14 protein-coding genes are annotated in these 13,783 nt (G+C 58.4%); all 14 read right to left on the reverse strand.

The genetic code is table 11. The features are described 5' to 3' along the window. Positions 1 to 17 precede the first annotated feature (17 nt). The 14 genes from PZA18_RS03870 to PZA18_RS03935 all read right to left on the reverse strand — a co-directional run bounded on the left by PZA18_RS03870 (position 18) and on the right by PZA18_RS03935 (position 13,734). Positions 18 to 560 (reverse strand): HutD/Ves family protein, encoded by a 543-nt coding sequence (locus tag PZA18_RS03870; RefSeq protein WP_284099480.1) that lies wholly within the window; start codon positions 558 to 560, stop codon positions 18 to 20. 63 nt (positions 561 to 623) lie between these two features. Then, positions 624 to 1,661, reverse strand: coding sequence for a sulfate/molybdate ABC transporter ATP-binding protein (locus PZA18_RS03875; RefSeq protein WP_284099481.1), 1,038 nt, complete (start codon positions 1,659 to 1,661; stop codon positions 624 to 626). 8 nt (positions 1,662 to 1,669) lie between these two features. Continuing rightward, on the reverse strand, positions 1,670 to 2,545 hold the full coding sequence (gene cysW / locus PZA18_RS03880; RefSeq protein WP_284099482.1) for a sulfate ABC transporter permease subunit CysW: 876 nt from the start codon (positions 2,543 to 2,545) through the stop codon (positions 1,670 to 1,672). A 21-nt stretch (positions 2,546 to 2,566) separates the two neighbouring features. Beyond that, positions 2,567 to 3,400 carry a sulfate ABC transporter permease subunit CysT gene (gene cysT, locus PZA18_RS03885; protein ID WP_284099483.1) on the reverse strand — a complete coding sequence of 278 codons (834 nt, stop codon included), beginning with the start codon at positions 3,398 to 3,400 and terminating at the stop codon, positions 2,567 to 2,569. 52 nt (positions 3,401 to 3,452) lie between these two features. Beyond that, a complete protein-coding gene (locus PZA18_RS03890) occupies positions 3,453 to 4,454 on the reverse strand; it encodes a sulfate ABC transporter substrate-binding protein (RefSeq protein ID WP_284099484.1) in 1,002 nt (333 codons plus the stop codon). A gap of 300 nt (positions 4,455 to 4,754) precedes the next feature. Next, positions 4,755 to 5,909, reverse strand: coding sequence for a trans-sulfuration enzyme family protein (locus tag PZA18_RS03895; protein WP_284099485.1), 1,155 nt, complete (start codon positions 5,907 to 5,909; stop codon positions 4,755 to 4,757). Beyond that, entirely contained in the window at positions 5,896 to 7,287 is a 1,392-nt protein-coding gene (locus PZA18_RS03900; protein ID WP_284099486.1) for a cystathionine beta-synthase, read from the reverse strand. Before PZA18_RS03900 ends, PZA18_RS03895 begins: the two co-directional genes overlap by 14 nt. A 56-nt stretch (positions 7,288 to 7,343) precedes the next feature. Then, entirely contained in the window at positions 7,344 to 7,922 is a 579-nt protein-coding gene (locus PZA18_RS03905; protein ID WP_284099487.1) for a hypothetical protein, read from the reverse strand. Between the two features lie 5 nt (positions 7,923 to 7,927). Continuing rightward, positions 7,928 to 8,926, reverse strand: a complete 999-nt coding sequence (locus tag PZA18_RS03910) for a sulfate ABC transporter substrate-binding protein (protein ID WP_284099488.1) — start codon at positions 8,924 to 8,926, stop codon at positions 7,928 to 7,930. Positions 8,927 to 9,071: 145 nt separating this feature from the next. Then, positions 9,072 to 10,067: a GlxA family transcriptional regulator gene (locus PZA18_RS03915; protein ID WP_284099489.1), complete on the reverse strand. Its 996-nt coding sequence runs from the start codon at positions 10,065 to 10,067 to the stop codon at positions 9,072 to 9,074. Further along, a complete protein-coding gene (locus PZA18_RS03920; protein WP_284099490.1) occupies positions 10,046 to 10,594 on the reverse strand; it encodes a cysteine hydrolase family protein in 549 nt (182 codons plus the stop codon). The genes PZA18_RS03915 and PZA18_RS03920 overlap by 22 nt, the downstream gene beginning before the upstream one ends. Before the next feature lie 134 nt (positions 10,595 to 10,728). After that, positions 10,729 to 11,382, reverse strand: coding sequence for a glutathione S-transferase family protein (locus tag PZA18_RS03925; protein ID WP_284099491.1), 654 nt, complete (start codon positions 11,380 to 11,382; stop codon positions 10,729 to 10,731). An 83-nt stretch (positions 11,383 to 11,465) separates the two neighbouring features. Next, positions 11,466 to 12,398 (reverse strand): complex I NDUFA9 subunit family protein, encoded by a 933-nt coding sequence (locus PZA18_RS03930; RefSeq protein WP_284099492.1) that lies wholly within the window; start codon positions 12,396 to 12,398, stop codon positions 11,466 to 11,468. Positions 12,399 to 12,528: 130 nt separating this feature from the next. Then, a complete protein-coding gene (locus PZA18_RS03935; RefSeq protein ID WP_284099493.1) occupies positions 12,529 to 13,734 on the reverse strand; it encodes a methyl-accepting chemotaxis protein in 1,206 nt (401 codons plus the stop codon). Positions 13,735 to 13,783: the final 49 nt, after the last annotated feature.

The raw sequence follows: 13,783 nt of genomic DNA on the forward strand, positions 1-13,783 counted from the left end.
TTGAAAACCCGACCTTCTTACTGCCCCCACCAACTCATCCACCAGGCAGACCCGCTGCCTTCAAAATGGCAATTAATGGCCTCTGCGGACACGGTCCAGGCGAGGCTCATGGCCGGCAAATGCAGTTGATTGGTCCCCGCGTGCAAGCAACCACCCTCGGCGGTAAACAGGCCAAACCAGTCAGCCGAAGCTTGTACAGGCTGCCCGGCCTCCACTACCGCCATCCGTCCCTGCTGGCGACGATGCATCAGGTTGAAGTCCCGTACTTTACCCGCCAGCAACGTGCAATCGGGGGCCAGCGCACCGTCGAAGGCCAATAAGGTATCTCCGGCGTGGACGTCCCGCTCGAACAGGCGCACACCTTCGCCCTGCAAAATGGCAAACCAGCGCTGAATGCCCTCGAAGCGGGAGAACGGTCCGTCGGCCTCAACGTCTGCTACGCTGATCCGCAAGGTCCAATCCGGCGATTGTGGCCAGGCCAGCAGTTCGCGGGTGATACCGCCCCCATTACGCCAAGGCTGTGGCGCCACAGCCTCGGCATTCACAATCGTCCACTTCATTATGCCTCCATCCTCATCAATCCAGTCCACGCTTACCGTCGCGATGGTAGCCATGAGCCGGGATCAAATCGTGTAATCCTCTACAAAATTCTGAGCGGTGCGTGGCCGGATATGCAGTCGTTCGCCAGCCAGATACCGCTTGTCTGCATAGGCTTCACGACTCAACTCCGCCTCGACAGGGTCGCCATTATCAAGGCGCAGCTCCAGCCGTACCACCGGGCCGATGGCACGGATATGGTCGAGCGTCGCCGGCAGAGTCAGGGCAGCAGGCTCTCGCAGGAGTTCAATATCGTGAGGACGTACATAGGCCACCACACCCTCCGCCCCAGCATGCTCACCCACTTCGGCAAAGCCACCATGCACCCGGCTGTGAAACAGATTCACATCACCCAGAAACTGATAAACAAACGGTGTGGCCGGGGTGTCATAAACCTGCTCAGGGGTGCCAACCTGCTCGATCTTGCCCTTGTTCATGACCACCACACGATCAGCGACTTCAAGCGCCTCTTCCTGGTCGTGGGTAACAAAGACCGAGGTCACATGCACCTCGTTGTGCAGGCGCTTCAACCAGCGCCGCAACTCCTTGCGGACTTTGGTATCCAGCGCGCCGAATGGCTCATCCAGCAACAGCACTTTGGGTTCGACGGCCAAGGCCCTGGCCAAGGCAATCCGCTGGCGTTGCCCACCCGACAACTGTGCCGGATAACGATCGGCCAGCCAGTCGAGCTGCACCAGCTCCAGTAACTCATGCACTCGGCGACGAATCTCGGCCTCGGGAGGCCGGGTCTGTCGGGGACGTACCCGCAGACCGAAGGCCACGTTCTCGAACACAGTCATGTGCCGGAATAGTGCGTAGTGCTGAAATACAAAGCCAACCTGACGCTCACGCACATGCGTGCCGGTGGCATCTTCGCCATGAAAGCGGATCTGCCCGGCATCGGGTGTTTCCAGCCCGGCAATGATCCGCAGCAGCGTGGTCTTGCCGCAACCAGAGGGGCCCAGCAAGGCCAGCAACTCGCCGGTTTCAACCTTCAGATCTACGTTGTCGAGCGCCACAAAGTTGCCGAACCGCTTGGCGACCGATTGAATTTCAATGCTCATGCTCAGCCTCAGTGATCGTGAACCACAGCCTGCTCGGCTGCCATTTGCCGCTCGCTACGCCATTCAACCCAGGTTTTCACGGCCAGGGTAACCAGCGCCAGCAATGCCAGAATCGAAGCACAGGCAAAGGCGGCTACAAAGTTGTACTCGTTGTAGAGAATCTCTACATGCAGTGGCACGGTGTTGGTCAGGCCACGAATATGGCCAGATACCACGCTGACCGCACCGAACTCCCCCATCGCCCGCGCATTGCTCAAGATCACCCCGTACAGCAACCCCCATTTGATATTCGGCAAAGTCACCTTCCAGAAGGTCTGCCAGCCACTGGCGCCTAACACCAGCGCGGCCTGCTCTTCGTCGGTGCCTTGCGCTTCCATCAGCGGGATCAGCTCCCGTGCCACAAAGGGGAAAGTAACAAAGACCGTCGCCAGCACCATGCCCGGCACGGCAAAAATGATCTTGATATCGTGCTCGGCCAACCACGGCCCCAGCCAGCCTTGCGCGCCAAACACCAGCACGTAAATCAAGCCTGCCACCACCGGCGATACCGAAAACGGCAAATCAATCAGCGTAATCAGCAGGCTTTTGCCTTTGAAGTCGAACTTGGCAATCGCCCAGGATGCCGCCACGCCAAACACCAGATTCAGAGGAACCGCGATGGCGGTAATGATCAGGGTTAGTTTGATCGCCGACAGCGCCTCTGGCTCTTTCAGGGCTTCCCAATATAAATCCCAGCCTTTGCGCAAGGCTTCGGTAAAGACTGCAGCCAGCGGCAAAAGCAGGAAAAACGCCAGAAAGACCAGGGCTGCTACGGTGAGCAGCCAGCGCACCCAGGCGGGTTCGTCTGTTGCGCCGGATCGTTTGCTTGAATGAAGGGAATGCATGAAGACTCCGCTCTCTCAGCGCTATTTGCGCATGCCGTGGCGGCGACCATGCCACCACTGGATCAGATTGATGACGAAGATCAGGCCGAACGAGATCAGCAGCATCACGCTGGCAATCGCCGTCGCCCCCGCATAGTCGTACTGCTCCAGCTTGCCAATGATCAGCAAGGGGACAATTTCCGACTCCAGCGGAATATTGCCGGCGATGAAAATCACCGAGCCATACTCGCCAATCGCACGGGCAAAAGCCAAAGTGAAGCCTGTCATCAACGCTGGCAGTACCGTTGGCAGAATCACCTTGCCGAAGGTCTGCCAGCGGCTAGCTCCCAGGCAGGCTGCCGCCTCTTCCAGCTCTGCCTCCAGCTCCTGCAATACTGGCTGTACGGTTCGCACCACAAATGGCAGGCCAATAAACGTCAAAGCCACCACCACACCAAGCGGTTTGAATGCTACCTGCACGCCCAGCGGTGCCAACCATTCACCAATCAAGCCATTTGGCGCATACAGCGTGGTCAAGGCGATCCCTGCGACTGCAGTAGGTAGGGCAAACGGCAGATCGACCAACGCATCAACCAGCCGCTTGCCAGGAAAGCGATAGCGGGTGAGCACCCATGCCACCAGCAGACCAGCGAACAGATTGATCAGCGCCGCCACAAAGCTGGCCCCGAAAGTAAGCTGGTAAGCCGCCATCACCCGTTCTGCCGTAACCACCTCCCAGAACCGGTCGAAGGTCAGACTACTGGTCTTGATGATCAACGCCGACAACGGCAGCAATACCACCAGACCGAGGTAGAACACGGTGTAACCGAATGCCAGACCAAAGCCGGGCAATACGCTTGCTTGTCTGAATCGCATAGTTGATCACGTAAGGGGGAAATGGGTGCTCAAGGACGAGCACCCCAGGAAATCACTTCTTGCTGTAGATCTGATCGAAGCTACCGCCATCGTCGAAATGCGTCTTCTGTGCCTTGCGCCAGCCGCCAAAGACCTCATCCACTGTAAACAGCTTCACTGCAGGAAACTGGCTGGCGTATTTCTTCAACACTGCAGGATCTTGCGGACGCAGATAGTTCTGGGCCGCGATTTCCTGGCCAGCAGGTGACCACAAGAACTTCAGATACTCCTCGGCCTGCTTGCGAGTCCCTTTCTTGTCCACCACTTTATCCACCACGGCAACTGGTGGTTCGGCGCGAACGCTCAGGCTGGGGTACACCACCTCGAACTGGCCCCGGCCAAACTCGCGAGCAATCATCTCGGCTTCGTTCTCGAAAGTCAGCAATACGTCGCCAATATTGCGCTGCATGAAGGTCGTAGTGGCGGCACGGCCACCAGAGTCAAGCACAGGCACATTCTTCAGCATGGCACCGACAAACTCCCGCGCCTTCTGCTCGTTTCCGCCGGGCTGCTTGAGCGCGTAGCCCCAGGCCGCCAGATAGCTGTAACGGCCATTACCCGTAACCTTGGGGTTGGGCATCACAACCTGAATACCGGGCTTGACCAGATCAGACCAATCCTTGATCTGCTTGGGGTTGCCCTTGCGCACAATCAACACCTGCAGCGAGGTAAAGGGCAGACTGTTATTTGGCAGACGGCTGGCCCAGTTTTCCGGTATCAGCTTGGCCTTGTCATAGAGGGCGTCAATGTCTGGCGGCATGTTCATGGTAATGACGTCCGCCTCCAGTCCGTCGATCACCGCGCGCGCCTGTTTACCCGAGCCACCATGCGATTGCTGAATCGTCAGCTCCTGCCCGGTGCGTGCTTTGTAGTCCTTGATGAAAGCCGGGTTAAGGTCTTTATAGAAATCGCGCATCACGTCATACGAGACGTTCAGCAACTCGTTACCTGCCAGGGCGCTGCCGGACACCGCTGCCAGCAGTAAAGCCGTCAGCACTGAGAATCGTGTTTTCATCTTGGAACTCGCCAGATGGGATGAGATGGCCGCAGCTTAGCAAGCCTCTGCATATTTCAAAAAATAATATTTTTCTTCCGCTTTATGTTTTGCAGGAATTTAAACCCATACCAAAGCCGTTTACCGGCTGGCCAAGACGCCTGGGCGCTGCTGACGTACCGTGGTGGTGATCAAGCCAAGCAATGCATCACGGCAATGCCCACACCAATCCAACCGCGTATTGCCCGCAAAAAGCCAACCCCACCGCATCAGGCCAACCGGCCCGGCTCTCTCCCCTACTTCACTTATCCTCCGGGACCATCAACGCCCGAGCCCGTCCAGGGCATAGGCAAGGTCTTCAATCAGATCCCCAGCGTCCTCCACCCCAACCGACAGCCGCAGCAATTCCGGCCCCAGGCCACGTTCTGCCCGCAACTCAGGCGTCAGGGAACCGTGGCTCATACTGGCTGGCTGACTGATAAGGCTCTCGACCCCGCCCAGGCTTTCCGCCAGCGCAAACAATTTCAGTCGCGACAGAAACCGGTTCACCCCCGCTGCATCCGCCGCCAGCCGCACCGAGAGCACCCCACCATGCCCTTTGGCAAACAGGCGGCAAGCCAGTATGTGCTGGGGGTGGCTTGGCAAGCCCGGATAGATCACCTGGGACACTTCCGCTCGTCCTTGCAGCCAGTCGGCAATCCGCAGGGCGCTTTCAGAATGGCGTGCCATGCGCAGATGCAGGGTGCGCAAACCTCGCAATGCCAGAAAACTGGAGAAAGGGTCCATCACCGCCCCGATGGCGTTCTGCAAATAGGCGAGCCGCTGTCCCAGTGCGGCGTCCTTTACCACGGCAGCGCCGCCAATCACGTCGGAATGACCATTCAGATACTTGGTGACCGAATGCACGACGATATCGACGCCAAAATCGAGTGGTTTCAGAAGGTACGGCGTGGCAAACGTGGCGTCTGCCACCACCAGCGCTCCTGCCGCATGGGCAATCTGCACGACCGCTTCCAGATCCACCACTTCGAGCAGTGGATTGGTGGGCAATTCGACCCAGACCAGCTTGGTATCCGGTCGCACTGCAGCACGCAGTGCTGCCAGATCACCCGTTGGTACATAGCTCACCCGCAAGCCTGCCGAGCGATTGCGCACCCGTTCGAACTGGCGCCAAACGCCGCCATAGAGATCTTCGAATGCCACAATGTGGCTACCTGCATCCAGCAATTCCAGCACCGTTGCCGTGGCCGCCAGGCCCGAAGCAAAGGCCAACCCGGTGCTACCGCCTTCCAGCTCGGCCAGTGCCCGCTCGAACGCCTGCCGGGTCGGGTTGCCGCTGCGCGCATACTCGTAAGGGCCAGGCTGGCCCGGCGCAGACTGGATAAAGGTCGTACTGGTGTAAATCGGCGGCATCACCGCGCCAGTGGCATCCGGCTCGTAACCGGCATGAACGCTCTGCGTATCAAACTGCGGCATGGTTGACTCCCTGCAACTGGCGATGACGCCAGTGGTTGATCAAGTCACTCTGAGTAATCAGCCCGATAAATCGCCCCCGCTCCACCAACAGCGCCACATGGCCCTCGTTGAATGTTCGCAACAGGCGTTCGACCGAAGCTTGCGGCGACAATGTTTCCAGCTCGGTTGTCATGGCATCGCGCACTTTGAGCTGAAAATTTTCTGGTTCTTCGTGGACAGCAATCAGCACATCCCACTCATCCAGCAACCCTACGATTTCATCCTGACCGTGCAGAACGGGCAGTTGCGAGACATCATGCCGGCGCATACGGGCATAGGCATCAGCCAGGGATTCATCCGGCCGGCAGGTAACCGTGGCGCCCAGATCGTGACGGCGGGTCACGATATCCGCGAGATCCCCCCTTCGCGGCAGAGCCTTTAGCCCCTGGTCAACCAGCCAGCCATCGTTGTATTGCTTGGACAGATACTTATTGCCGCTATCGCAAACAAAGGTCACCACCCGCTTCGGCTTGTTCTGGGCACGGCAGTACCGCAGCGCTGCTGCCAGCAAGGCGCCAGATGAAGATCCGGCAAGGATGCCTTCCTGTTGCAACAACTGGCTCGCGGCCTCGATCGCCTCACCATCACTGACGCGATATGCCTGACGGACCAGGCCGAAATCAGCCTGAGGCGGAATGAAGTCCTCCCCGATGCCTTCAACCCGCCAGCTCCCCGCCACTCCGACCTCACCGGTCTCGACATAACCCGCGAGCACCGATCCAACCGGATCAGCCAGCACCAGTTCGACATTCGGTGCAGCCCGTCGAAAGAAACGGGATAGGCCGGTCAAGGTACCGGATGAACCAACCCCCACCACCACTGCGTCGAGCTGGTGATCGGTCTGGCGCCAGATTTCCGGTGCGGTGCCATGCTCGTGGGCGGCAGGATTGGCAGGGTTATTGAATTGGTCAATATAGAAAGCACCCGGTGTCTCGTCAGCAATCCGTTGTGCGTAATCCTGGTAGTACAGTGGATGCCCTTTGCCGACATCGCTGCGCGTCAAAAGGACTTCAGCCCCCAAAGCCCGCAGATGCAGGATCTTCTCCGTGCTCATCTTGTCGGGTACCACCAGCTTCAGCTGGTAACCTTTGCGTGCTGCCACCAGCGCCAAGCCCAGGCCAGTATTGCCAGCCGTTGCCTCGACGATGGTGCCGCCGGGCCGCAATTTGCCGTCACGCTCGGCCGCTTTGATCATGGCCAAGGCAATCCGGTCTTTGATTGAGCCGCCAGGGTTCTGGCTTTCCAGTTTTACAAACAGCTCACAGGGGCCGGTGTCGATCCGGGTGATTTTTACGAGCGGGGTCTCGCCGATCAACGCGAGAACGGGATCAGAAGGCATTGTTTACCTCGTGGGTTAACCGTTTTTCAAACAACCATGCAGTTCATGCGTTTTGGTCAACGTATAGCGATCACCCTGCCATCCGCCTGAACCCGCCTGCCGATGCGAAAGCCATGACTGCGAAAACTCGCCAGCATCCGGGCAGATTGTGGGGATTCAAAGGCCACCAGTGGCAAGGCCAGCACCACGCGCTCTGGAGACAGGCCAAAATGGCCGAGCAGACTGGCAAAGGCACGACCATGCCCTTCTCGCACGTAGTCAAACAGCCGTTGGTGTACCGGAAGGATCAGCCATTCCTTACGCTGATCAATGCAGAAGTGGTTGAGGGCATGCATAAGGCGGCATAAGCGATCAAGCCTCAACAAGGCATCTTCACCTGCAGCCAATGCAAACAAACGCTCAGCGGGGATGGGCTGCTCTTGCGGTCCGCTGACCATCAGGGATGCCAGTCGGGCTGGCTGGCGGTCGTACTCCACGGTCTCAAACGCGCTTTGCAGCTGACATTTGAAATAGCGCCCGACGACACGGCCGGCGTCCTGTAACAGCGGGAAACCAGCAATCGCATGGGGTGGCAAACTGGCCAGCCCTTGCGAAAGGCCAGAAGTGGGAGAAAGTACGGCGGCAGGCAGACCCATCTGGTTTACCTCGCGTAGAGGCGATCGAATACGCCCCCATCAGAGAAATGGGTTTGCTGAGCTTTCTTCCAGCCTCCAAAGACTTGATCCACCGTAAACAGCTTGGTTTTGGGGAATTGCGCGGCGTACTTCGCCGCCACCGCACCATCAATCGGCCGGTAGTAATTCTGTGCCACGATTTCCTGGCCCTGCGGGGTGTACAGGAACTTCAGATACTCCTCTGCCACCTTGGTCGTGCCGTGCTTGGCCGCGTGCTTATCGAGTACCGCGACGGGTGGCTCGGCAAGGATGGAGGTTGAGGGAGTCACAATTTCAAACTTGTTGGGGCCAAGTTCCTTGATCGACAGCAGTGCTTCGTTTTCCCAGGCCAGCAATACATCGCCGATGCCACGCCCAACAAACGTCACCGTCGAAGCGCGGGCGCCGGAATCGAGCACCTTCACCCGCTTGAACAGTTGGCTCACGTATTCCTGAGCTTTCTGCTCATTGCCACCTGGCTGCTGCAAGGCCCAACCCCAGGCAGACAGATAATTCCAGCGCGCCCCGCCCGATGTCTTGGGGTTGGGGGTGATGATTTCGATGCCCGGCCGGGTCAGATCTGCCCAATCCTTGATCTGTTTGGGGTTTCCCTTGCGCACCAGAAACACAATGGTCGATTGATAGGGCGCCGCATTGTGCGGAAGGCGTTTTTGCCAATCCGGCGGTAGTAGCTTGGTCTTGTCGGCAATCTCGTCAATGTCGTATGCCAGGGCCAGGGTGACGACATCGGCCTCAAGGCCATCAATGACCGAGCGGGCCTGTTTACCCGAGCCACCGTGCGACTGCTTGATGGAAACGTTATCGCCCGTTTTCTGCTTCCAATGCGCAGCAAACGCTTTGTTGAGGTCTTGATACAGCTCGCGGGTCGGATCGTATGAAACGTTGAGTAGGGATACGTCGGCCGCCAAGGCAGAGCCGGCCAGCAGAGCCAGCCCCAGGAAGGTTGGTAAACGTGACAGGGACATCGCATGCACTCCAGATCGTTAAGGTTCGATCGGAGTCTAGCCAGCCCACTTAACAACCAAAAGGAATTATAAATTAAAATTTAATAGCAAATAAGAATATAAAGCGCAGCCACATCCCGCTTACCACAGGGTCCATATTGCTCATTCATTCTGCCCCCGCCAGCCCCTTGCCAACGCGGAACAGCGAGGGGGTATCTTGGCGGTGCTTGCCCCATACCCGTCGGAAATCGCGTCCCGAGGCAAAGCCGGCGAGTTCGGCAACGCGCTCTATCGAATGCCGGCCGTGTTGCAGCAAATCTGCGGCATAAGCCAGCTGTAATTTCTGCCGGTACTCCACCAGACCAATCCCGGCATGCGCACTGAACAGCCGTGAGAGATGTCGGGCGCTCACATGAGCCAAATCAGCCAATTCGGTAACCGACCACATTTTCTGAGGCTCGCGGGCAACGATGTCCTGCACCTTATGCACAGCCCGGTGCAGGTGGTTACGATGTTCCAGCCAAGGGGATAGCTGCGGGTCGCCGCCGCCGCGCCGTAGATACACCACCAGTTCACGGGCCGTCGTGGCAGCAATCTGCGGACTGGCGGTGGCGGCGATCAGATGCAGCGCCAGATCAATGCCTGAAGTGATTCCGGCACTGGTGGCGATGGGTCCATCTTCCACAAAGATCCGATCTTCCTCGATCTTTGCCAGCGGCTCGCGCCGCACCAGCTCCTCAATCAACGAGTGATGGGTGGTACATCGGCGCCCGGCCAGCAAGCCGGCTTCCGCCGCCAACAAGGCGCCGGCACATACGGTAACCAACTGGCGACCGCCAGCACCATGCGACTGCAGCCATACCCGAGCCTGCGCAGCTTCGTTCTCAACAAAGCCGTTGTAGCGGGCGCTAACCCCCGGAACCACGATGCGGGCGCAGTCGGGCAAGCGATCCGGCAAGGGCTCGCAGCCCGACAAACCCAGGCCAATTGACGAGTGGGCCACAGCGGATGGCCCGACAAAACGCAAGCGATACGGCGCACCGTGACTGGCGGCAATACGCAAGGCATCGGCTGGGCCGGCGACATCCAGCAGGATGACGCCAGGCAGCAGCAGAAACACCCACTCTATGACTTCCGGGCTCAGTTCAGATCGCTCAGGCATTGCGCTACCGTCTTGATGGTGGCAAAGCGGCCGGCCAGCACCAGCTCTGTCTTCTCCTTGATTTCAGCGGTGCTGAAGACACGGCCGTTGGCATGTTTCATCGGGAAAGTCAGGGTGGCTTCTGTCACATAGTCCACTTGGTAACCAAGGTCAGACGCCACACGCGCCGTGGTCTCGCAGCACTGTTCGGTGCGGATGCCCGAGATAATCAGCTTGCGGATACCCCGCGCATCCAGCCACTCCCTGAGCCCAGAGTCGGTGAGGGCGTTATGGACGCGCTTTTCCACCTGCGCATCAATTGGGCCAGGCAACCAGTCAATCGCTTTGACCCAGCCAGAAGCCTTGGAGAACGGGCCTTCATCTTCAACATGGAACACGCGCACCACCGGCACACCTTTGGCGGCGCAACCGTCGATCAGCGTGCTGATGGCTTCCCGAAACGCCGGCACGTCGTCCTCGCGCCAGTGTGGGTAGTTCTCGAAAGATTGTTGGACGTCGATAACGATCAGGGCGGTCTGTGCAGTCATGGTCATATCCTTTGGATGGGTTGGGCAGTACGCTTGTTGTGCTGCCATGGACGCCATCTTAAGCACCTAACCCACTTGCTCCCATGCCTTAGCCGGACACGATGCGGACATATTCGGACATGCCTTGGCAGCGCTTAGTCATCCAGTTCGGATACGGCAATCCGCCAGCTTTCGGCCCGGCCTGCGGCATACCATTCCTGCATGGCTGGCAGGGCCAGCACGGTATCGGCGTACTGCTGCGCCAATGCTGGCAGCTTCACGTCATAGCTCTTGAAGCGGGTCACGACGGGCGCATACATGGCATCCGCCACACTGAAAGATCCAAACAGAAAATCGCCAGCCCCCGCGTGCCGCTGCCGCAAAGCGCTCCAGATGCTGATGATCCGCGCTATGTCCTGCTCGACTTCTGGCGCCTTGCTCAAGCGAGGACGTTCGCGCCGCAGGTTCATTGGCATCTGGCCACGCAGATAGGTAAAGCCCGCATGCATTTCTGCCGCGATTGCGCGGGCTTCGGCGCGATCAGCCATCGCAGCCGGCCAGAGCTGCCGCTCCGGGAAGCACTCTGCCAGATACTCACTGATTGCCAGCGAATCCCAAACCACTATATCGCCATCGATCAAGCATGGGACTTTGCCTGTGGGTGAATAAGCCAGTGTCCGTTCACGCGAGCCTGCTTCATACAACGGAATCAGAACCTCTTCGAACGGTATCTGGGCCTGCTTGAGCAGTAGCCAGGGTCGCAAAGACCAGGATGAGTAATTCTTGTTACCGATAATCAGCTTGAGCATGCATGACTCCGTAAATGGAAACCGCCGGCAAAACCGGCGGTTGGGGGGTATGTTCGATCCTGCAACGATCTTTCACGACAAGGTCAGCGATGGGCCTTGGTGCGGAATTCCAGCAAGCGCCCACGCACCCCGGTCAACCCAACATATTCGGGAGCTACCGAATCGACACTAGTCGGCCGGAAACCGAGTTCGGCCGGAAAACCAGCCGGGTCAACACTGGGAGTCTTCATCGAATCAATGTTATCGACACTCATCAGAGGGCGGGGCAGCACCTGCATGATGGAAGCCTGCAGGCGGGCAATGCCCTCTGGCAGCGACACAATCATGGGCTGATGCTTTTGCAGGCTGGCGACATAAGCCACCAGCTGCCGCAGCGAATATTCCTTTGGCCCTACCAGATTGAAGCTCTTGCCTGTCCATTCGGGACGCTGCAAGGCCTGATCAACCGCCTGCGCGACATCCTCGACCCACACCGGCTGATAACGGCTGTCCGCCCCCGCCAGCGGCAACACCGGCAGTGCGGTCAGCTTGGCAAACATATTCAGGAAGGCATCGCCACGGCCAAATACCACAGAGGGGCGGAAAATCGTCCAGTCCAGTCCACTGGTTTTGATTCTATCTTCGCCCTCGCCCTTGCTGCGCAAATAACGGCTACTTCCGCGCGCATCCGCCCCCAGCGCACTGATATGCACCAGCCGGCGGATTCCCAGCTTCTTGCAGGCAGCAATGATTTTTTCAGGCAATTCAACGTGTGCCGCGCGAAACTTGGCTTCGCTGCCATGCAGGATACCCACCAGACTGACCACGGCATCGTGGCCCTGCAACAGCTTTTCCAGTTGTGCCGGATCGTTGACATTGCACTCAACCACATCGGCATTGGGCAGGGGAATCAGCTGCTGTTTCGCATGTTCACGATGACGGGCAGGAATGGTGACTGCACAGCCACGCTGCACCAAGCGGTTAGCAATGGCAGTACCAATAAACCCACCACCGCCAATCAGACAGATACGTTGCATTACGTTGAATCCTTTACACATTGAAACCCGGCCGGTCTGCCACCTCCAGCGGACACACCCGACCAGGTATTAGACAAAACGCCTTGAAGCCAAAAACAAAACCAGTGCGCAAACTTTTTACAAGCGGCACCTACGCCAGACGGAAGCGACGCATGCCGTCACGCAGGGCTGTTGCCATCTGCCGCAGCGACTCGACTGCCATCTGGTTATTCTTCATCTCGACCGTATTATTTTGCGCCATTTCGGCAATTCGCTCGACTGTCTGAGCAATATGCTGGCTACCCGCGCTCTGTTCGCGGGTAGCAGAACTGATAACCCCTATCAGATTGGAAGTGCTATTGGCCTCGCTGATGATTGCCTGCACAAAACCACCGGCCGTGGCTGCCAGTTCTGATCCGGACTCCACCTGCCTGTTCACTTCCTGCATGCCATGAATGGCAATCGCAGCCTCTTCTTTCATTCCATCCAGCACACCGGCAATCTCGGCCGTCGCCACCCGCGACTTCTCGGCCAATTTGCGGACCTCGTCGGCGACCACGGCAAAACCTCGCCCTTGCTCGCCCGCCCGTGCCGCTTCGATCGCGGCATTCAGCGCCAGCAGATTGGTTTGGTCGGCAATTTCCCTGATTACGGCCAGAATCCCTGTCACCTGCTGCGAACGGTTGGCCAGATGATCAATAGCCACGCTCGATTGCGCAGCCTTGTCCTTGATGAACAGAATCTGTTCTCGCGCATCGCTGACAGCTTTATCACCCTGCTGCGCATGCTCGCAGGCTGACCCGGCCACCTTACTGCTTTCCGCAGCGTTGTCCGCAATGACAGAAATGCTGACCGAAAGCTGCTCAATCGACGCCGCCAGATTTGCAGCCGCATCGCTCTGCACGGTTGAGGCCGTCAGCACATGGTCAGCACCGTCCGCCAGTTGATGGCTCGCCCCCGCCAGCTGCTCGACCAGACCATTCACCTGCCTGAGCACGCCGGACATATTCTGGCTGATCTGATTGGCGAGGATCGCCATGTGGTCAATCTGATTGGCCGTTGTCGCCAGGGTGATGCCGTGACCAACCGGAATCTGCGCAGTCAGATCGCCTTCGCTGGTACGGCGCATGATGTTGGCGATTTCTGTGAGTCTGGCCGCACGCCGAATGTTGACCCACCCGCCAAACAACGTCAGCACCACCATGGCAACCGCATCAAAACCAACCAGCCGCCATAGCTGCTCCGACGGCGTTCCAACCATCGACAGAAACAATAGCTGCCCTGAAAACGCCACCAGCAACACCACCACAATGGCTGAAACAGTCTGCGTCCCGATACTCATCCGGCTGTAGCTCATGAGTCTTCCCCGCCCGCTATGATTGTGACAACACCTCGGGGGTCAACGC

This window comes from Parachitinimonas caeni (assembly GCF_030129945.1).
Classification (GTDB): Bacteria; Pseudomonadota; Gammaproteobacteria; order Burkholderiales; family Chitinimonadaceae; genus Parachitinimonas; species Parachitinimonas caeni.

Bases quoted from the DNA above. Each gene is read 5' to 3' on its own strand.
- PZA18_RS03905 (WP_284099487.1), bottom strand. From the start codon at position 7,922: ATGGGTCTGCCTGCCGCCGTACTTTCTCCCACTTCTGGCCTTTCGCAA.
- PZA18_RS03875 (WP_284099481.1), bottom strand. From the start codon at position 1,661: ATGAGCATTGAAATTCAATCGGTCGCCAAGCGGTTCGGCAACTTTGTG.
- PZA18_RS03910 (WP_284099488.1), bottom strand. From the start codon at position 8,926: ATGTCCCTGTCACGTTTACCAACCTTCCTGGGGCTGGCTCTGCTGGCC.
- PZA18_RS03930 (WP_284099492.1), bottom strand. From the start codon at position 12,398: ATGCAACGTATCTGTCTGATTGGCGGTGGTGGGTTTATTGGTACTGCC.
- PZA18_RS03900 (WP_284099486.1), bottom strand. From the start codon at position 7,287: ATGCCTTCTGATCCCGTTCTCGCGTTGATCGGCGAGACCCCGCTCGTA.
- PZA18_RS03895 (WP_284099485.1), bottom strand. From the start codon at position 5,909: ATGCCGCAGTTTGATACGCAGAGCGTTCATGCCGGTTACGAGCCGGAT.
- cysW (WP_284099482.1), bottom strand. From the start codon at position 2,545: ATGCATTCCCTTCATTCAAGCAAACGATCCGGCGCAACAGACGAACCC.
- cysT (WP_284099483.1), bottom strand. From the start codon at position 3,400: ATGCGATTCAGACAAGCAAGCGTATTGCCCGGCTTTGGTCTGGCATTC.
- PZA18_RS03925 (WP_284099491.1), bottom strand. From the start codon at position 11,382: ATGCTCAAGCTGATTATCGGTAACAAGAATTACTCATCCTGGTCTTTG.
- PZA18_RS03915 (WP_284099489.1), bottom strand. From the start codon at position 10,067: ATGCCTGAGCGATCTGAACTGAGCCCGGAAGTCATAGAGTGGGTGTTT.
- PZA18_RS03870 (WP_284099480.1), bottom strand. From the start codon at position 560: ATGAAGTGGACGATTGTGAATGCCGAGGCTGTGGCGCCACAGCCTTGG.
- PZA18_RS03920 (WP_284099490.1), bottom strand. From the start codon at position 10,594: ATGACTGCACAGACCGCCCTGATCGTTATCGACGTCCAACAATCTTTC.
- PZA18_RS03935 (WP_284099493.1), bottom strand. From the start codon at position 13,734: ATGAGCTACAGCCGGATGAGTATCGGGACGCAGACTGTTTCAGCCATT.
- PZA18_RS03890 (WP_284099484.1), bottom strand. From the start codon at position 4,454: ATGAAAACACGATTCTCAGTGCTGACGGCTTTACTGCTGGCAGCGGTG.